Annotated in this window: 19 protein-coding genes; 12 read left to right on the forward strand and 7 right to left on the reverse strand. The window is 70.2% G+C overall.

What is annotated here, in order from left to right; all coding sequences use genetic code 11:
- Positions 1–15: 15 nt before the first annotated feature.
- Both IG04_RS0108760 and IG04_RS0108765 read right to left on the reverse strand, forming a co-directional pair.
- Complete coding sequence (locus IG04_RS0108760; protein ID WP_030476054.1) at positions 16–1,047, reverse strand: hemolysin family protein; 1,032 nt, start codon at positions 1,045–1,047, stop codon at positions 16–18.
- Positions 1,044–2,285: a hemolysin family protein gene (locus IG04_RS0108765; RefSeq protein WP_245815865.1), complete on the reverse strand. Its 1,242-nt coding sequence runs from the start codon at positions 2,283–2,285 to the stop codon at positions 1,044–1,046. Before IG04_RS0108765 ends, IG04_RS0108760 begins: the two co-directional genes overlap by 4 nt.
- A gap of 108 nt (positions 2,286–2,393) precedes the next feature.
- Here IG04_RS0108765 and IG04_RS42395 point away from each other — a divergent pair, with 108 nt between their 5' ends.
- From IG04_RS42395 to IG04_RS0108800, 7 genes are all read left to right on the forward strand, one after another.
- Positions 2,394–2,789: a helix-turn-helix domain-containing protein gene (locus IG04_RS42395; RefSeq protein ID WP_036014092.1), complete on the forward strand. Its 396-nt coding sequence runs from the start codon at positions 2,394–2,396 to the stop codon at positions 2,787–2,789.
- A gap of 33 nt (positions 2,790–2,822) precedes the next feature.
- Entirely contained in the window at positions 2,823–4,526 is a 1,704-nt protein-coding gene (locus tag IG04_RS0108775; protein WP_030476057.1) for a dihydroxy-acid dehydratase, read from the forward strand.
- Positions 4,527–4,821: 295 nt separating this feature from the next.
- The gene (locus IG04_RS0108780) at positions 4,822–6,387 is read left to right on the forward strand and encodes an ABC transporter substrate-binding protein (protein WP_030476058.1); all 1,566 of its coding nucleotides are present in this window, start codon (positions 4,822–4,824) and stop codon (positions 6,385–6,387) included.
- A complete protein-coding gene (locus IG04_RS0108785; RefSeq protein ID WP_245815866.1) occupies positions 6,354–7,364 on the forward strand; it encodes an ABC transporter permease in 1,011 nt (336 codons plus the stop codon). Before IG04_RS0108780 ends, IG04_RS0108785 begins: the two co-directional genes overlap by 34 nt.
- On the forward strand, positions 7,357–8,241 hold the full coding sequence (locus tag IG04_RS0108790) for an ABC transporter permease (protein WP_030476060.1): 885 nt from the start codon (positions 7,357–7,359) through the stop codon (positions 8,239–8,241). Before IG04_RS0108785 ends, IG04_RS0108790 begins: the two co-directional genes overlap by 8 nt.
- Positions 8,235–9,137, forward strand: a complete 903-nt coding sequence (locus IG04_RS0108795) for an ABC transporter ATP-binding protein (RefSeq protein ID WP_030476061.1) — start codon at positions 8,235–8,237, stop codon at positions 9,135–9,137. The genes IG04_RS0108790 and IG04_RS0108795 overlap by 7 nt, the downstream gene beginning before the upstream one ends.
- Positions 9,131–9,751 carry an ABC transporter ATP-binding protein gene (locus IG04_RS0108800; protein ID WP_030476062.1) on the forward strand — a complete coding sequence of 207 codons (621 nt, stop codon included), beginning with the start codon at positions 9,131–9,133 and terminating at the stop codon, positions 9,749–9,751. The genes IG04_RS0108795 and IG04_RS0108800 overlap by 7 nt, the downstream gene beginning before the upstream one ends.
- Here the strand turns inward: IG04_RS0108800 and IG04_RS0108805 are convergent.
- Genes IG04_RS0108805 through IG04_RS0108825 form a run of 5 tightly spaced genes read right to left on the reverse strand, consistent with a single transcriptional unit; the run spans position 9,723 to position 13,804 of the window.
- Positions 9,723–10,247, reverse strand: a complete 525-nt coding sequence (locus IG04_RS0108805; RefSeq protein ID WP_030476063.1) for a class F sortase — start codon at positions 10,245–10,247, stop codon at positions 9,723–9,725. The two genes, IG04_RS0108800 and IG04_RS0108805, sit on opposite strands and share 29 nt — an antisense overlap.
- Positions 10,247–10,984 carry a DUF4397 domain-containing protein gene (locus IG04_RS0108810; protein ID WP_084400821.1) on the reverse strand — a complete coding sequence of 246 codons (738 nt, stop codon included), beginning with the start codon at positions 10,982–10,984 and terminating at the stop codon, positions 10,247–10,249. The genes IG04_RS0108805 and IG04_RS0108810 overlap by 1 nt, the downstream gene beginning before the upstream one ends.
- A gap of 44 nt (positions 10,985–11,028) precedes the next feature.
- Positions 11,029–11,886 carry a PfkB family carbohydrate kinase gene (locus IG04_RS0108815; RefSeq protein WP_030476065.1) on the reverse strand — a complete coding sequence of 286 codons (858 nt, stop codon included), beginning with the start codon at positions 11,884–11,886 and terminating at the stop codon, positions 11,029–11,031.
- A 19-nt stretch (positions 11,887–11,905) separates the two neighbouring features.
- Positions 11,906–12,655 (reverse strand): hypothetical protein, encoded by a 750-nt coding sequence (locus tag IG04_RS0108820; RefSeq protein ID WP_030476066.1) that lies wholly within the window; start codon positions 12,653–12,655, stop codon positions 11,906–11,908.
- Positions 12,656–12,679: 24 nt separating this feature from the next.
- Entirely contained in the window at positions 12,680–13,804 is a 1,125-nt protein-coding gene (locus tag IG04_RS0108825) for a GAF domain-containing protein (protein WP_051769299.1), read from the reverse strand.
- A gap of 125 nt (positions 13,805–13,929) precedes the next feature.
- Here IG04_RS0108825 and adh point away from each other — a divergent pair, with 125 nt between their 5' ends.
- The 5 genes from adh (at position 13,930) to IG04_RS0108850 (ending at position 19,013) form a co-directional block, all read left to right on the forward strand.
- Positions 13,930–15,453 (forward strand): aldehyde dehydrogenase, encoded by a 1,524-nt coding sequence (adh, locus tag IG04_RS0108830; RefSeq protein ID WP_030476068.1) that lies wholly within the window; start codon positions 13,930–13,932, stop codon positions 15,451–15,453.
- Positions 15,453–15,803 (forward strand): DUF779 domain-containing protein, encoded by a 351-nt coding sequence (locus tag IG04_RS0108835; RefSeq protein WP_030476069.1) that lies wholly within the window; start codon positions 15,453–15,455, stop codon positions 15,801–15,803. The genes adh and IG04_RS0108835 overlap by 1 nt, the downstream gene beginning before the upstream one ends.
- A gap of 175 nt (positions 15,804–15,978) precedes the next feature.
- Complete coding sequence (locus IG04_RS0108840) at positions 15,979–16,833, forward strand: DUF2199 domain-containing protein (RefSeq protein ID WP_030476070.1); 855 nt, start codon at positions 15,979–15,981, stop codon at positions 16,831–16,833.
- A complete protein-coding gene (locus tag IG04_RS0108845; protein WP_030476071.1) occupies positions 16,830–17,672 on the forward strand; it encodes a hypothetical protein in 843 nt (280 codons plus the stop codon). The genes IG04_RS0108840 and IG04_RS0108845 overlap by 4 nt, the downstream gene beginning before the upstream one ends.
- A gap of 69 nt (positions 17,673–17,741) precedes the next feature.
- Positions 17,742–19,013, forward strand: coding sequence for an alpha/beta hydrolase (locus tag IG04_RS0108850; RefSeq protein ID WP_051769302.1), 1,272 nt, complete (start codon positions 17,742–17,744; stop codon positions 19,011–19,013).
- Positions 19,014–19,041 lie beyond the last annotated feature (28 nt).

Raw genomic sequence — 19,041 nt, forward strand, 5'->3', positions numbered from 1 at the left:
CCTGGGAAACTCCGGTCAGCGGACGCCGACCGGACGGGTGTCGGTTTCGTCCTCGAAGTCGCCGATCAGCTCTTCGAGGAGGTCTTCGAGTGCCGCGATGCCGAGAATCTCGCCATCGGCCACCAGTGCGAGTTGCGAGCGCTCCGCCCGCATCGCCGTCACCGCCTGGGCCACCGGCATCGACGCGGGCAGCGTCAGCACCGGGCCCATCAGCTCGCGGGCCGACGGGTCCTCGCCTCGGGCCGTGGCACGCATGGCCTCGCGGATGTGCACGAGTCCGACGTAGTCGCCGCGCAGGCCGACGACCGGGAAGCGCGACCGTCCACACTGGAGGCTGCGCTGCTCGATCTCCCGCGCGGTGGTGTGCTCGGTGACGGTCGACGTCTCCGCGATCGGCACCATCACCTCGCTCACGGTCGTGCGCTGGACCTGCAGCATCCTCGTCAGCAACCGTTGCTGGGCTTCGGGGATCAGGCCGTGCTCGGCGGACTGGCGCAGCAGCATCCGCAGGTCGTCCGGCCGGTGCGCCTGCGCCAGCTCGTCCTGCGGCTCGACCTTCATCAGGCGCAGCAGCGAGTTCGTGACGCCGTTCAGTCCACTGAGGAGCCAGCGGACCGAGCGGGCGAACGCGCGGAACGGCAGCGCCAGGATCAGCGCGGACCGTTCGGGGTGCGAGATCGCCCACGACTTCGGGGCCATCTCGCCGACGACCATGTGCAGGAACACCACCAGCATCAGGCTGATCGCGAACGCGATGCCGTAGGCGAACGCCTCCGGCAGGCCGGTCAGGCGGAGCGCCGGTTCCAGCAGGTCCGCGACGGCCGGCTTGGCCAGCGCGCCGAGACCCAGGGTGCACAGCGTGATGCCGAGCTGGGCGCCCGCGAGCATCAGCGACAGCTCGCGGACACCCGCGACGGCGGCGCGCGCCGCGCGTGAAGTCTCGGCGGCCTGCTCCAGCCGGTGCCGCTTGGACGCGATCAACGCGAACTCGGCGGCCACGAAGAAGGCGTTCAACGCCAGCAGCACAACGGAAATGGCGATGCTCATCGGGACAACACCACCGAGTCGGGCACGTTGCGCGCCACGGTCGTGACCACCAGCCGCACGCCGTTCATCTCGATCTCGTCTCCGGCCTCGGCGACCCGGCCCAGCTGGTGGAGCACCAGACCGGACACCGTGTCGTAGGCGTCGTCTTCCGGGAGTTCCACGCCGGTGGCGTCCTCGACCTCGTCCAGCCTCATGCGGCCGGGCACGCGCCAGGCGTCGCCGACCTTCTCGATCATCTCGGCCACCCGGTCGTCCTCGTCGTGGATCTCACCGACGAGCTCCTCGGCCAGGTCCTCCAGCGAGATCACGCCGGCGAACCCGCCGAACTCGTCGACCACGCAGGCGAGCTGGCGGCGTTCGGTGCGCAGCCTCTCCAGCACCGCGGGCAACGGCAGCGTCGCCGGGACGACGAGGGCGGGTGAGGCGATCTTCTCGATGGCCACGGACGCCCGCTGCTCGGGCGGCAGCGTCAGCACCTCGGCCAGCCCGGCGACACCGCGCAGGTCGTCCAGGTCCTCGCCGACCACCGGGAAACGCGAGTTACCGGTCTCCAGCAAGGAGACCACGCGCGCGGCGGGTTCGTCGAACCGTACGGTGTGGACGTTCACACGGGGCGTCATCGCCTGTTCCGCGACGAGTTCGCGGAATCCGATGCCGTGCTCCAGCAGGCGGGTCAACTCGGGGTCGAGGTGTCCCTGTTCCCCGGCCTCCTCGACGATCTGCCGGAAGTCCTCGGGCGTCGCGCCCTGGGGCAGTTCCTCGACGGGCTCGATGCCGATCGCGCGCAGCAGCCGGTTCGCGGCCGCGTCGAACAACCGGATCACCGGGCCGGCGATCTTCAGGTAGACCAGGGTCGAGGAGCTCAGCGCCAGTGCCAGCTTCTCGGGCCGCGCGATCGCGAGGTTCTTCGGCAGGAGCTCACCGAGCACCATCTGCACGAAGGTCGCGAAGACCAGCGCGATCACCATCGAGCCCGGCACCCCGAGGCCCGTGCCGAGCAACGGCTCGGCGACGTAACCCACGAGCAGCGCCGTCACCGTGATGCCGAACTGGGCACCGGACAGCATGAACGAGAGCTTCTGGGTGACGCGGTAGGCACGCTCGGCGGCCTTCGAGCCGCCCTCGGCCAGTTGCTGCAGGCGGCCGCGATCGACCGCCATGTACGCGAACTCCTGCGCCACGAAATAACCGGTGGCCACGGTGAGGGCCACGATGGCGAGCAAGCCGGATGCGATCAACAAGACGCACCCGGCCCAGTACTACAGCCGTCTACATCGGCTTCTTCAGACATGTACCAACAGTAGCACGTAGCACTGTATGGTTTGCGGTGACGGGAGGTCACCGCCATGTCCGAAGCACTGCTGAAGATCGGCGAGCTCGCCGCCCGCGCCGGCGTGAGCATCCGCACCGTCGACTACTACACGACGCTGGGCCTGATCAGCCCCGCCCAGCGCACCGCGAGCAACTACCGCCTCTACCGCGGCGACGACGTGGAGCGCATCCACCTCGTACAACGCCTGGAGGTCCACGGTCTTCCCCTGGAGGACATCGCCCGCGCGTTCACGGCCGCTCCCGCCGACACCGCGGCGGTGCTCGGGCAGATCGACACGGACCTGCGCACGCTCCAGGAAGCCGCCGACGCCGCGTCGCCGGAGATGCACGGCCTGCTGTCGGTGATCGCGAACCGGGTCCACTCCCTGATCACCATCGCGCTGCAGCTGCCGCCCGACCTGCCGATGTAGTTATGGTCGGAGCGGACGGCTAGGAGGCGCGCAGTGGGGCTACGCAGCGAGCACTGGTACGCAGGTCAGGACCGCAACGCCTACATCCACCGCGCCTGGATGCGGCGCGGCACCCCGGACGACGCCTTCGCCCGCCCGCAGATAGCCATCGCCAACACCGCCTCCGACCTCACGCCGTGCAACGCGCACCTGGACGAGGTCGCGAAGTCCGTCTCCAACGGCGTGTACGAAGCGGGCGGCATCCCGCTCAACCTGCCCGTGGTGTCGCTGGGCGAGACCAACGTCCGCCCCACCGCGATGCTGTGGCGCAACATGGCCGCGATGGCGGCCGAGGAGATGCTGCGCGCGAACCCCGTCGACGGCGTGGTGCTGCTGGGCGGGTGCGACAAGACGATTCCAGCACTGCTGATGGCCGCCGCGTCCGTCGACATCCCGGCGGTCGTGCTGCCGGGCGGGCCGATGCTCACCGGCACGTTCCGCGGCATTCCCCTGGGCTGCGGCACGGACGTCTGGCGGCTGTCCGAGGAGGTGCGCGCCGGCACGTTGTCGCAGGAGGCGTTCGCGCGCTCCGAGTCGGCGATGATCCGCAGCCGCGGCCACTGCAACACCATGGGCACCGCGTCGACGATGGCGCTGGTCGCCGAGGCGCTGGGCACCGTCGTCCCCGGCGTGGCGGGCACCCCGGCGCCGGACAGCAGGCTGCTGGAGGCCTCGCACGGCACCGGCAGGCTGGTCGTGGAGCTGATCGAGAAGGACCGCCGGCCGAGCACGTTCCTGACCAGGGCCTCGTTCCACAACGCGATCGTGGCGCTGGCGGCGATCGGCGGCTCGACCAACGCCGTGGTGCACCTGCTCGCGATCGCGGGCCGGCTCGGTGTCGGCCTGACGCTGGACGACTTCGACCGCATCGGCTCGGGCGTGCCGTTGCTGGTGGACCTGCAGCCGGCGGGCCGGTTCCTGATGGAGGACTTCCACCGCGCCGGCGGGCTTCTGGCCGTACTGCGGGAAGTGCGCGACCTGCTCGACCCCGCCGGGCTCACGGTCACCGGCCGGCCGCTGGTCGACCACCTCGGCGACGGGCCGATCTGGGATCCCGAAGTGATCAGGAGCAGGTCCGCGCCGATCATCGCCGAGGGCGGGATCGCGGTGCTGCGCGGCAACCTGGCGCCGTCGGGAGCGTTGATCAAACCGGCGGCCGCGTCGGCACACCTGTTGCAGCACCGCGGAAGGGCCGTGGTGTTCGACAGCATCGAGGACTTCCACGCCCGCGTCGACGACCCCGATCTCGACGTGGACGCGGACTCCGTGCTGGTGCTGCGGGGCTGCGGCCCGCGTGGCTATCCGGGCATGCCGGAGGTGTCGAACATGCCGTTGCCGAAGAAGCTGCTGGAACAGGGCGTGCGCGACATGGTCCGGATCTGCGACGGGCGCATGAGCGGCACGGCCTACGGCACCGTCGTCCTGCACGTGGCACCGGAGGCGGCCGCGGGCGGGCCGCTCGGACTGGTGCGCACCGGCGACGTCATCGTGCTGGACGTCGAGAACCGCCGCATCGACGTCGAGGCGCCGGACTTCCTGTCCCGTACCCCGAACGCCGCCATGACATCGGCGTTCGCCTCACCGAGGCGAGGCTGGGAACGGCTCTACGTCGACCATGTCCTGGGCGCCGACACCGGAGCCGACCTCGACTTCCTGGTCGGCTCCAGCGGCAGCGCAGTCGCCCGCGAATCGCACTAGTGGTGTGGCCCGGAAGGTTGCCGGGGGAATTCGCGGTCAGACGGGTGCATCGTGGTGTCGCCCCACGTTTCTCGTACTGGTTGTACGGGGGCGTGGGGGCGGCGCCGCGAGGTGCCCTGCTGAGCGTGGATTACCTCGCCGACGTTCCGGGTCACGCCACTAGAGCCTGTATCGAAGTCTGATCCGCGATAGCCGGGCCCGACTTCTCCTCGAGTGCGCAGCTGCAAGGTCTTGCCTATTGCAACTTGCTTGCTGTTAGCTGCCTCTGGCAACACGGACACTGGGGAGGAACTGGATGCGGCGCGCGCTTCTGCTGGCCGTCGTCCTGCTGGCAGGGTGCTCGTCACCCGACGGCTCGACGACCGGACCGGCGACGTCCATCCTGATCGGTGCGGGCAGTGAGCCGGAGAACCTCAACCCCGTGCTCGGCTACGCCCCGGACGGCGCCGCGAAGATCTTCGATGGACTCGTCTCGCGCGACGCCTCGCTGGCGCTGAAACCGGCTCTGGCGCAGGAGCTGCCGACGGCGTCGGCGGACGGCCTGACGTGGACGGCCAAGCTGCGCAAGGACATCACGTTCTCCGACGGCACCCCGCTGACCGCGGATGACGTCGTGTTCACCTACAGGTCCGTGGTGGACAAGAAGGTGAACTCCACGATCGCCTCCCGGTTCGACGCGCTGGCCGGCGTCGTGGCGAAGGACCCGGCCACCGTCGAGTTCACGCTCGCCTACCCCTACGCCCCGTTCGCGCAGCAGCTCGCGCTCGGCATCGTGCCCGCCGCGAGGCTCACCGGCACGGACATCAACAGCGCGCCGTTCAACACCGCCCCGGTCGGCACCGGCCCGTACACGATCGAGACGTGGCGCAAGGGCGACCGGATGGTGTTGAAGGCCAACGAGAAGTACTGGGGCGGCGCGCCCGCGATCAAGTCCGTGACCGTCGTCTTCGTGCCGGACGACAACGCCCGCGCGACCCGCATGGCCGCCGGTGAGTTCGACGGCACGGTGCTGCCACCCAAGCTCGCGCAGACCTACCGCGACCGGTCCGGCTACCAGATCGTGCGGAACCCGTCGGCCGACTACCGCGGTCTCGGCATCCCGTCCGAACTGCCGTTCACCTCGTCCCCGCAGGTCCGGCGCGCGATCAACCTCGGCATCAACCGCCAGGCCATGATCGACGCCGTACTGGCCGGCTCCGGTAAGCCCGCGTCCACGCCCATCTCGCCGTACCTCAAGGACTGGTATGACGAGAAGACCGCGTTCACCTTCGACGTCGCCGAGGCGGAGAAGCTGCTCGACGAGGCGGGCTGGCGCAAGGGTGCGGACGGCAAACGCGCCAAGGACGGCCAGGCCGCGAAGCTGCCCGTGCTCTACCCCGCTCCCGACGTGCTGCGCAAGGAACTCGCGCTCGCCGCGGCCTCGGACATCGCGAAGCTCGGCATCGACGCCCCGGTCGAGGCGACCACGTTCGACATCATGCTGCAGCGGCGCAAGGAAGCGGCGTCGGTCTGGGGCGGCGGCGACCCGTACGACCCGGACACGGCCGCGTACACGTTGCTGCACAGCAAGTACGCGGGCCAGGACGGCTACGTGAACATGACGCTGTACCGGAACTCCACTGTGGACAGCGCACTCGACACCGCCCGCCGCAGCCTCGACCCGGCCGCGCGCAAGCAGGCCTACCAGGACTTCCAGGAGGCCTACGCCGCCGATCCCGGCTGGGCGTTCCTGGTGTTCCTCGACCACACCTACGTCGTGCGGGACAGGTGGAACGGCCAGGAGACCCAGGTCGAGCCGCACGACCACGGCCTCGTGCACGCGGTGTGGTGGAACCTCGAGCGCTGGACCCCGAAGCCGTGACGCGGGGGCAGGCGATCGGCAGGCTGGCGCTGCGCCGGCTCGCGTTCGCGGTCCCGGTGCTGCTCGTGGTCAGCTTCGCGTTGTTCGTGCTGGCCAAGGCATCGCCGTTCGACCCGATCGAACGCTACTTCGGCGTCCGGATCATCGGCGCCTCACCGGAACGCGTGGCCCAGCTGCGCGCGAACTGGGGCGTCGACGAACCCGTCGTGTCCCAGTACTGGGCCTGGCTGCGGCACGCGGTCACCGGCGACCTCGGCGACTCGTTGTCGTTGCAGCAACCCGTGTCGGCCGTGATCGGCGACCGTCTCGGGTGGACGGTGCTGCTGGTGTCGGTCGGCTTCACGCTGGCACTGGTGCTCGGACTGCTCCTGGGCACGCTCGCGGCGTGGCGGCAGGGGTCGTGGCTCGACCGGTCGATCACGGGCGGCTGTTACGCGCTGGAGGCCGCGCCGGTCTTCTGGGTGGGACTCGCGGTGCTGTACGTGTTCGCGCTGCAGCTGCGATGGCTTCCCGGCGGCGGCGTGACGACCGGGTCCGAACCGGTGTCCGCCGGCGGCGTCGCGGCCCACATGGTGCTGCCGGTGGCCGTGCTGGCGATCTCGCAGGCGCCGTGGTTCGTCCTGTTCGTGCGGCAGAACCTCCTGGAGTCGTTCACACAGGACCACGTGATCGGCGCTCGTGCGCGCGGGCTGCCGGACCACCTGGTGGTGTCGGGGCACGCGTTACGCACCTCGCTGCTGCCGTTCCTGACCCTTCTCGGCGCACGGCTGCCCGAGCTGATCACCGGGGCGTTGCTGGTGGAGACGGTGTTCTCGTGGCCGGGCATCGCGCGGGCGACGGTGGAGGCGGCGCTGAACGTCGACTTCGCGTTGCTGGGCGCGCTGACCGTGATGGCGACGGGCGTGGTGCTGGTGGGCAACCTGCTGGCCGACGTCCTGTACGCGCTGGCCGACCCGAGGGTGGCGCTCGATGGCTGACCTGACCTGGCGTCCTGCTCCACGCAGCCGCCTCACCGCCGCGAGCCCGCCGCGATCGCCGAAGTGGCGGCTCCTGCCGTCCGCGATCGTCCTGGGTGTCGTCGCGCTGGTCGTCCTGGTCGTGCCGCTGTTCGCAGAGCTCAACGAGCAGTACGTCGACCTCGCGATCGCCAACCAGCCGCCGTCCGCCGCGCACCTGTTCGGCACGGACGAACTGGGCCGTGACGTGTTGCTGCGCTGCGTCTACGCCCTGCGCGTGTCCCTCACGGTCGGTGTGGTCGCGGCCGTGATCTCCGCGGTCGCCGGCACGGCGGTCGGTGCGCTCGCGGGGTCGATCGGCGGCTGGTTCGACCGGATCCTGATGCGCGTGGTCGACGCGATCGCCTCGGTACCGCACCTGCTGCTGGGCATCGTGATCGTGGCGATCCTGCGGCCCAGCCTCTCCGCCGTGATCATCTCGATCGCGCTGACGCACTGGCTGACCGCCGCCCGGATCGTACGGTCGGAGGTGCTGTCGCTGCGCACGAGGCCGTTCATCGACGCGGCGATCGTCGGCGGCGCGAGCCGGACTCAGGTACTCACCCGGCACCTGCTGCCGAACGTCGCCCCGCAGGTGCTGCTCGCGACCACCCTGATGGTGCCGCACGCGGTGTGGCACGAGACGGCGTTGTCGTTCCTGGGCCTCGGTCTGCCGCCGCACGCGGCCAGCATCGGCAACATGATCAACGACGCCCAGCGCTCGTTGCTGATCGGCGGCTGGTGGATGTCGCTGGCACCCGGACTGCTGCTGATCATCACGACGCTGGCGGTGTCCGGGCTGAGCGGTGTGTGGCGGGACCGGCTGAACCCCAAGCGGCGCACGGAGCTGACGTGGTGAACCTGGAGATCGACCGGGTGTCGGTGCGGTTCGCGCTCAAGGGCGCGACCGTCGAGGCCGTGAACGACGTGTCGTTGCGGATCAGGCCCGGCGAGTGCGTCGCGCTGGTCGGCGAGAGCGGCTGTGGCAAGACGGTGCTGGCCTCCGCCCTGCTCGGGTTCCTCCCGGGCAACGCGGAGACCTCGGGCAGCGCGCGACTCGGCGAGATCGACCTGCTCACGGCGACCGACCACGAGCTCGCGACCACGGTGCGCGGACGGCGGATCGGGCTCATCCCGCAGAGTCCGGCGAGCCACCTGACGCCGGTCCGCACCGCGCGGTCCCAGCTCGAGGAGGCCGCGCGCGTCCTCGGCGGCGACGCCCGGCAGGCAGCCGAACGGGCCGGCCTGCTGCCCGGACACCTCGACCGCTACCCGCACGAGCTGTCCGGCGGTATGGCGCAGCGCGTCGCGAACGCGCTGGCGCTCGTGGGCAACCCGCCGCTGCTCATCGCCGACGAACCCACCACCGGCCTCGACCGCGACCTCGTGGACGGGCTGCTCGACGAGTTCCGCAGGCTGGTCGACGACGGCCACGCCGTCCTGCTGATCACTCATGACCTCGCGGCGGCGCACAGGGTCGCCGACCGGATCGCGGTGATGTACGCGGGCCGGATCGTCGAGGTCGGCCCGGCGCACGAGGTGCTCGACGCCTCGAAGCACCCCTACAGCCGAGGGCTCGCGAACGCCCTGCCGGAACGGGACTTCCTCCCGATCCCCGGCCAGCCTCCCCTGCTCACCGACCTGCCGGCGGGGTGCGCGTTCGCCCCGCGCTGCGACCAGGCCACCGCGATCTGCGAGGACCGACCCGTGCTCACCGACGACCCGCACGCCGTCGCGTGCCACCGCCCGTGCTGACCGGGCTGGGCATCACCGCCGGCTACCAGGCTCCGGTGATCACCGACGTCAGCCTGACCGTCCACCCCGGACAGACGGTGGGTCTCGCCGGGCCGAGCGGATCGGACAAGTCCACTTTGGCGCGCGTGCTCGCGTTGCTGCACAAGCCGTTCGCAGGCACGGTGGAGATCGACGGCGAGACCGTCACCGGGTTCCGGTTCAAGGCCGCGCAACGCACCAGGATCGGTGTCCTGTTCCAGCAGCCGAGGTTGTCCGTCGACCCGCGGTTCACGCTCCGCCGGGCGATCGCGGAACCCGGCGGCGACCGCGTCGGCGAACTGGCCGACCTGGTGATGCTCACCGACGACCTGCTGGGCCGCCGCCCGCACGAGGTCAGCGACGGCCAGCTGCAACGCGCCTGCCTCGCCCGTGCGCTCGCGCTGAACCCGCGGTACCTGATCTGCGACGAGATGACGACGATGCTGGACGCCTCCACGACGGCGGCGCTGGTCGGCGTGATCCGGGCGTACCAACGCGAGTCCGGCGCGGGCGTGCTCGCGATCTCGCACGACACCACGCTGCTCACGCGGTGGGCGGACGAGACCGTCAGACTTTCAGCACCGCTTCCACGATGACGTTGTTACGGTAGCTGCCCGCGACCCGGTCGAAGTCGCCCCCGCACGTGACGAGCCGCAGCTCGGACAACGGCGTCGGCCCGTACACCAGGGCGGTCGGGAACGCGGACTTCTCCATCGTCTGGGTGCTGTTCACGACGAACGTGAGCTTGCTGCCGTCCTCGCGCTCCACCAGCACCTCGGCACCGGGCTGGAGCTCGGGCAGCCGGAAGAACACGCCGGGCCCGGTCTTCGAGTCGACGTGCCCGGCGATCACGGCCGGACCGGCGTCACCAGGCGCGATGCCTTTGGCGTACCACCCGGCCTGGTCCGAGCGGGTCGGCGGTTCCAGCGCCCCGGCGGAGTCGACCTTCAGCGCTTCGAGCGTGGTGTCGACGCCGATCGACGGGATCAGCACCGTCACCGGCTCCGGCACCTCGTCCGCGCCAGGCCCCTTGACGACGTAGATCAGCGTGACCAGCACCGCCGCCCCCATGAGGAGCTTGCCCTTGGCCATCAGCCGAACCGGAACAGCCGGCCGCGCACCGAGTACATCGCCACGCCCACGATGAGCGTGATCACCAGGGCGGTGAGCCAGTCCCAGCCGCCCGCCATGCCGCCGAACCCCGTCTCCTGCCCGCCACCGGGCACGACCTCGGCGCCCTTGGCGTCGGTCCGCAGCTCGATCCGCCGCGCGCTGACCAGCAACGTGTAGACGCCGCCGGGTTCGATCGTGGCCTCCAGCGTCGTCGAGTCCTTGCCACGCGGCAGCACCTGCAGCCCGTCCGAGCCGGGTGCCAGCAGGACGTAGCCGGTCGTGGAGTTCGCCTGCACGCCTCGGTGCACGGGCGCGCCGCCGCGCACCAGGTCCATGTCGGCGTCACCGGCGTTGATCACGCGCAGCCGCGCCTGCCCGTCCGGGGGCAGGCTGATGTCGTCCTCCAGCACCTTCATCGAGGAGGCGATGTCGATGACCGTGTAGGTCTTCCCTGGCTCCGCCCGCATCGACACCGACCGCAGCAACGGGCTCCCCGGCTCGGCCATGCGGAACTCGGCGACATGCTCCCCCGGCTCGATGCGGCGGTAGTCGTAGAGCTGGGCGTAGTCGAGGGTGCCGAGCTTGACCCCGTCGAGCGTGCCGTCGACGCGCGCCTGGTCCATCGAGAAGTGCCCGAGGCGGATGTACGTGCCTGTCGCGGCGTGCGCGGGCGTGGCGGAGAGCAGCAGCAACAGCACTACGGCGAGTACTCGCATGCGACCCCTCCCCTCACTGGACGTCTCAACGATAACGCGCCTGATCAGCTTGCAGTGAGGTTCGGCCGTCCCCCGGGATGCGTCACCGTGGCCCCCGAGGCCTCGACCGCGAGCCGCGCCGCCTGCCCGGGGCCGTCTCCACGCGTGAGAGCGAACGCCAGCCCCGCCACGAACGCGTCACCGCCCCCGGTCGTGTCCACCACCTCCACGTCCCCCAGCGGCACCACCAGCTCTCCTCCGTCCCACATGAACACATTGCCCACACCGTCCACGGCGAACGCCACGAGCTCCTTCGGCATCAGCTCGCTGGCCGCGGCCAGCGCGTCGTCCGCGCTCCTGATCTTCCGGCCGGTCAGCTGCTCGGCCTCGCGGTGGTCCGCGCGCACCACGTCCGCGCACGCCAGCAGTTCGTCTCGCAGCCGTTCGGGTGCGCCGTCGAGCACCACCCGCCCGGATGCCGCCCGCGCCGCCTTGAGAGCCACCTCTGGTGGTTGCTGCAGCTGCACGACCACGGTGGCCGCCCGCGCGATGACCTCGATCGGCAGGTCCTCCTCGCGCAGCAGCACGCCGTCCGGAACGTCCTCCAGGTAGCGCCACCCGTCGGCGACCACGTCCACGAACAGCGCGGTGTCGCACTCGGGCCGCCGCACCACGCCCTCGGTGGCGATCCCGTCCGCCCCGGCCCGCGCGATCAGCCGGGCGCCCACGTCGTCGTCCCCGACCACACCGACGAGCGCGACCGGTGCCCCCAGCTGCGCCAGCCCGACCGCGATGTTCGCGCCCTTGCCGCCCAGCATCTCCCGGCGCTCCCGCACGGGAGTCGAGCCGCCGGCCTCCGGCACCTCGTCCACGACGAGGACCAGGTCCCGTCCCACCTGCCCGACCACCACGACGTCGTCCATGGTGGTGGACTACCCGGGATCAACTCCGCGGGAACCGGTCGGTGACGTCGAGCCCGTCCGGCAGCACCGCGAACAGGTCGACCGGCGTCCGCTGCGACACCATCTCGCCCCGGTGCAGCCGCTTGAGCCGGTCCCTGGCCACGACGACCTGCTGGCTCGGCGCGGAGAGCACGATGACCGGCACCGCGCCCTGGGCGACGTGCGCGCTCACCCGGTCCGCGGTCCCGCGCCCGAACTTGAGCACCGTCCCGTACCGCACGAGGTAGAGCAGGCCCTCCTCGCCGCGCACGCGCTTGAGCTGCCGCACTTCCCCGGTCTCGTCGTCGCGGCCCCACGTGCCGTGCGACTTGGTCAGCCACCGGTACCCGGTCCACGGCAGCCCGTGCACGTCCGTCGCGAGCACGGTCAAGCCGGGCCGGAAGTACTTGGCGAGCCGGACCTTCACGGTCGTCGCGGCGATGAACTCCGAGTTCTCGCGCCAGGTGCCGTCGAGCTCCAGCCGGTGCGCGATCTTCTGGACCGCCGGGTCCGGCACGGACCTGTCGTCCAGGCACACCAGGCACCTCGTGCGCCAGCCGACGCCGCACGAGCGCGCGACACCGCACCAGCCGCACTGCTGGATCTGCACGGGCGCGCCACCGGGCCGGTCGTGCAGCACCTTCATCTGGTCGGACACGACCTGCAGGCACGGCGCGCACAAAGAGCACCACGCGACCTCGGTGACCTCCTTGCGCGGCAACCGGGTCATGCAGTTGATGCACTGCTTCACTTTGCCCTCCCCTGGCGGGAAAGCCTATTCCAGCGCCCTTCGCAGGCGCGAGGAGACGAGAGCGTGACGAGGATCGGTGACCGGGAGCAGCAGGTGCAGGCGTTCGAGCACCTCGGCGTCCTCGCCGTTGTCCGCGAACGACAGCAGCGCGTCGAGATCTCCCCGCTCCAGCGCACCCTTGCGCACCGCGGCGGCGAGGTCGGCCCGCTCCTCGCGGACCACCGGCGCGTCCGAACGGGGGAGCAGATCACCGTGGTAGTGCCTGGTCGCCTTGCCGGCGTCGCCGGACCTGAGCGCCGACCGGACGTCCAGGAAGTCACCGCGCACCACGGCATCGAGCCGGTACGGCCTCGTCAGCAGGACACCACCGAGCTGCGCGCGCAGCCTGTGCAGCTCCGCGCGGACCGTGGTCGGGTTCCCACGTTCACCATAGAGCAACAACGCGAGTTGTTCCGCCGTCAGACCCTTGGGGTGCAGGGCGAGCGCCGTCAGCACCTCCGCGTTGCGCAACGTCAGCGCCAGCGGCCGTCCGTCGAGGCCGGCGTGCAGGCCGCCGAGGAAGTTCAGCGTCAGCACGTGCTGCCGCGGCGCGAACCGCTGCAGGTGGTGCTCGGCCAGCCGCGCGGCCGCGGACACGAGCTGCGCGACGGCAGGGTGCATCGTCTTCAACGGCCCGCTGACGTCGACGACCCCCAGCAGTAACCCCGTGTGGGGGTCGTGGATCGGGCTCGCCGCGCACGTCCAGCCGTGGTAGGTGCGCACGAGGTGTTCGCGGGAGTGGACGGTGACGGACCTGCCGGTCACCAGCGCGGTGCCCATCGCGTTCGTGCCGATGACGTCCTCGCTCCACCGCGACCCCTCGGTGAGGTGGACGCGTTCGGCCCTGTGCCGGACCTGGTTGTCGCCCTCGCACCACAGGATGTGACCACGCGTGTCGGTGACGATCATGATCGTGTCGTCCATCGACAGCGTGTGCGTGAGCAGCGGGACGGTCGCGGCCAGCGGGTGCGCGCCACGCAGGTCCGCGACCTCGTCCGGCCCGTAGACGACCGGCGCCTCGTGCCGGTCGGGATCGATGCGCGCGTCGAGCGACCTCCGCCACGACTCGAAGATCACCGGCCGGGCGGCACCCAGTTCGCCGGGGTCCATTGCTCCAGGATGCAGGGCCCGTTGCCGCCGGAGCAAGCCCGCGGCTACTCCGTTCGGATGCAACGTGGGTGAAACGTCGGCGGTTCTACGTTCGCCACCGGTTCGCAACGACGCGGGAGGCCCAGATGGCGAAGTACGCGGCTCCAGGACAACCCGGCAGCGTGGTCACGTATCGCGACCGGTACGACCACTTCATCGGAGGCGAGTACGTGCCGCCCGCCAAGGGCCAGTACTTCGCCAACCCCACCCCTGTCACCGGTGAGAACTTCACCGAGATCGCGCGAGGCACCTCCGAGGACGTCGACCGCGCGCTGGACGCCGCCCACGGCGCCTCCCGTGCCTGGGGCAGGACGTCGGTCGCGGAACGCGCCAACGTACTCAACAAGATCGCCGACCGCATCGAGGCCAACCTGGAGATGCTCGCGGTCGCGGAGACGTGGGACAACGGCAAGGCCGTCCGCGAGACCCTGGCCGCCGACCTGCCGCTCGCCGTCGACCACTTCCGCTACTTCGCGGGCGCGCTGCGGGCCCAGGAGGGCGGCATCTCGCAGATCGACGAGGACCTGGTCGCCTACCACCTGCACGAACCGCTCGGCGTCGTCGCGCAGATCATCCCGTGGAACTTCCCGATCCTGATGGCGGTCTGGAAGCTCGCGCCCGCCCTGGCCGCGGGCAACGCGGTCGTGCTCAAGCCCGCCGAGCAGACGCCGGCGTCGATCCACGTCCTGATGGAACTGATCGCCGACCTCATCCCGCCGGGCGTCCTGAACATCGTCAACGGTTTCGGCGTCGAGGCGGGCAAGCCGCTCGCGTCCTCGCGCCGCATCGCGAAGGTGGCGTTCACCGGCGAGACGACCACCGGCCGGTTGATCATGCAGTACGCCAGCGAGAACATCATCCCCGTCACGCTGGAGCTCGGCGGCAAGTCGCCCAACGTGTTCTTCTCCGACGTGGCCTCCCAGCGGGATGCCTTCTACGACAAGGCACTCGAAGGCTTCACGATGTTCGCGCTGAACCAGGGCGAGGTCTGCACCTGCCCGTCGCGGGCGTTGGTGCAGAGCGACATCTACGACGGCTTCATGGGTGACGCCGTGGAACGGACCCGCGCGATCAAGCAGGGCCACCCGCTCGACACCGAGACGATGATGGGCGCGCAGGCGTCCAACGACCAGCTCGAGAAGATCCTGTCCTACATCGACATCGGCAAGCAGGAAGGCGCCCGCGTGCTGACCGGCGGCGAGCGCGCCGACCTCGGCGGCGAACTGTCCGGCGGCTACTACGTGACGCCGACGATCTTCGAGGGCGACAACAAGATGCGGATCTTCCAGGAGGAGATCTTCGGCCCGGTCGTGTCGGTCACCCAGTTCTCCGACTACGACGACGCCATGAAGACCGCCAACGACACCCTGTACGGCCTGGGAGCCGGCGTGTGGTCACGCGACGGGTCCGTCGCCTACCGTGCCGGCCGCGACATCCAGGCGGGCCGGGTGTGGGTGAACAACTACCACGCCTACCCGGCGCACGCGGCGTTCGGCGGCTACAAGCAGTCCGGCATCGGCCGCGAGAACCACAAGATGATGCTCGACCACTACCAGCAGACCAAGAACCTGCTCGTCAGCTACTCCCCGAACGCCCTGGGCTTCTTCTGATGCCGCGCGTCGCACTGACGCCGGAGGCCGCGGACGTGCTCCGCGGCCTCCGGGCCGACCACGGCGACCTGATGTTCCACCAGTCCGGCGGCTGCTGCGACGGCTCGGCCCCGATGTGCTACCTGGCCGGGGAGTTCCGCACCGGTTCGTCCGACGTCCACCTCGGCGATCTCGCGGTGGACGAGTTCGTCATTCCTGTGTGGATGTCCGCGGCGCAGTTCGAGTACTGGAGCCACACGCACCTGACGATCGACGTGGTGCCCGGCCGTGGGAGCGGTTTCTCGCTGGAGGCACCGCTTGGAGTACGTTTTCTGGTGCGCTCTCGCCTGCTCACCGAGAAGGAGCTGTAGTGCGGCGACCGCTAACCGTTGCCGCGTCCTTCGCCGCTCAGACGGGTGCATCGCGGTACGGGCCCCGCGTCCTCGTACTGGTTGTACGGGGGCGCGGGGCCGGTACCGCGAGGTGCCCTGCTGAGCGGTGGAGGGCACGGTGACGATTGCGGTCGCCGCACTACCATGTGGCCGCATGACCGTCCAATGCGGATGCTGCGGAGCCGAGATCACCTCTACGGACCGCATCGACTACAGGCTGAACCGTCCGGAGCAACTGCTCGGGGTGCCCGGCGAGCAACTCGGTGCCCCCACGGGCGGCCTGCTCGTCGGACCGGACGGTGACTCCTACATCCGTTGCCTGCTCCCGGTTCGGCTGACCGGCGGAACCGAGGTCGTGTTCGGCGCGTGGACGCAGATCAGCAAGGTCGACGCGATGTACGCCCACGCCGTGTGGGACAACGACGAGCAGTACGCGAACCTGCGGATCACCGGCACGTTCGCGAACGTCATCAAACCGTGGGACCTGCTCGGGGTGCCCGTCGAGGCCACCGTGCTCAACACCGACGAGCTGCCGTACTTCACCTCGCACCCGTTGCTGGACCGCGAATGGGACCGGGACGAGGTGCTGTGCCGCATCCGGCACCCGTTGCCCGTGCCGGTTCGCGAGACCCTGGGCGAGGTCTGGACCATCGAACGCACCGAGGGCATGCGCTGCGTCGTCGACGGCCGCACGGTCAGGTTCACGAGCCCGGACCGCCGGGTGGCTCTCGACGTCTACGCCGACCTCACCGGTGGCAGCGTGAGTGACTTCCTCGGCGCGGTCCTCGACGGCTACCCCGCGAGCGCCGAGCACTCCGTGGAGCACAACGGCCCGGAGTTGCGTCACGCGTTCTGGCTCAGCGAGGTGATCGACGGCCACGAGGAACAGGTGTTCCACGCGCACGTCGTCCGTCCCGGCACGATGATCTCCGTGCGCTGCGTGCACCGCTATCCGGTCGACAGGGCGTGGGCGCAGCACGTGCTCAACAGCGTCCGGTACATCGGGTGACGGCCTGCGACTGCTGCGGCACCGAGCTCGACGATTCGGGCGCCATCGACCTGGACCTGGGCCTGCCGCCCGGCGTGCGCGCCCCCACGCTCCTGGCCGGCGGCAACGTGCTCCTGACCGGCGACGCCGCGTACGTCCGGTGCGTGCTGCTCGTCGAACTGACCGGCGACCTGGAGCTGTGGTTCGGCGCCTGGATGCGGGTCGATCCGCAGGACGCCCGGCACGCGGCCGACTCGTGGGACGGCCCCGGCTACGCCTCGCTGAAGTTCACCGGCACGTTCGCGCACGACATCAAGCCGTGGGACGGCCTGCGCGGCGTGGAGGTCGCCGCCGAGGTCCGCGAGCCCGAGGGCCTGCCCGAATACGTCCGGCACCCGTTGCTCGGGAAGGTCTGGGACCGCGACGAGGTGCTCAGCGGGTACCTGGTCGAGCTGCCGGTGTCGATCCAGCAGAAACTGCCCGGCAGGTGGAGCGTCGAACGGACTGCGGGCCTCGCCCCACACGTGCTGGAGGAGGGCCTGCGGTTCGCCGGGCCCGGCCGCGCGGTGTTCGTCGACGTCCGCCGGGCCCAGGGCACGTCGGCCGACCGGTTCCTCGAACTGGCGCTGGAGGGCGCGCCGGACGTGCCGGAGGACCAGCGGTTCCAGGAGCGCGACGGCGTCGAGTTGCGGCACGCCCTGTGGCTCACCTCGGCCTCGGGCCAGCACGAGTTCCACGGCCACGTCGCGCGGTTCGGCGAGATGGTCGTCGTGACCTGCGTACACGACGACCCGGCCGACCACGCGTGGGCACGCCACGTGCTGAACAGCGTCCGCTACCGCACCGGGCCACGATCGTAACGTCAGGGAAATCCCAAGTTTGTGCGAGTGAGCTGGACCACTTGCCGAGCTGGACCCACGATTCCGGCCATGAACGTCCTGCTGGCATTCGCACTCACCGCGAGTCTCACGTCGCCGGTGCACCTGCCTCCCACAGCACCGTGCCCGGAGAACGTCCCCGCCGGCACCACCTGTTACGAAGGCCGGGACCCGAACGGCGCGTACTACACGATCGCCGTGCCGAAGAAGTGGAACAAGACGCTCGTCGTGCACTCGCACGGCGGCCCTGACCTGGGCGACCCCACCCCGGAGCGCACGCGTGACGACCTGAACCGCTGGTCGGTCATGGTCAAGGAGGGCTACGCGTGGGCCGGCACCTCGTACCGGCGCGGCGGTTACGGCACGCGGATGGCAGCCGAGGACACCGACAACCTGCGCAGGATGGTCGTCGGGATGCTCAAGCCGCACAAGGTGTATCTCCACGGGCAGTCGTGGGGCGGCAACGTCGCGGCGAAGACCATCGAGCTGTACAAGGGTTATGACGCGGCGCTGCTCACGAGCGGCGTCCTGGCCGGCGGTTCGCGTGGCTACGACTACCGCGTCGACCTGCGCGTGGTCTACCAGTACTACTGCGGCAACCATCCGCGGCCGTCCGAGGCGCAGTACCCGCTGTGGCAGGGCCTGCGTCCCGGCTCCACGATGACCACCGCCGGGCTGCGCGGCCGGATCGAGGAATGCCTTGGCGTGGCAGGCAGTCGCACGCCCGAGCAGCAGCAGAAGCTCACGGACATCCTCACGGTCACGAAGATTCCCGAGCAGACGCTGAACTCGCACCTCAACTTCGCGACGTTCACGTTCCGCGACATCGTGCACAACCGCCTGGGCGACCGGAACCCGTGGAGCAACACGGGTGTGGTGTACAAGGGTTCGCACGACGACCAGGCGCTGAACGCCGGCGTCGAACGCTTCGCCGCCGACCCGGCGGCCCGCGCCGAACTGGTCTACGACAGCGATCTCACCGGCAAGATCGACATTCCGGTCCTGTCGGTGCACGCGATCGGCGACCCCACCGCGTTCGTCGAGCACGAGTCGGCTTATCGCGACGTCGTGAGGAAGGCCGGCCGCTGGTACAACCTCGTGCAGACCTTCACGACCGAGGCGACGCACAGCGCGTTCAGCGACTCCGAGTACGCCGTGGCCATGCAGTCCCTGGCGGCCTGGGAGAAGTTCGGCGTGCGTTCCAACCCGTTCCTGATCTCGTACGCCTGCCCCGGCCACGACCAGAAGTACGGCACCGGCTGCTTCTACAACCCCTGGTACCAGCCGAACTCCTACGAGTCCCGGGTCACGCCTCGCCAGTGACCCAGCGAACAAGGGCTTGACCTCCAGC

The organism is Lentzea albidocapillata, from assembly GCF_000719115.1.
GTDB classification, from domain to species: domain Bacteria; phylum Actinomycetota; class Actinomycetes; order Mycobacteriales; family Pseudonocardiaceae; genus Lentzea; species Lentzea albidocapillata.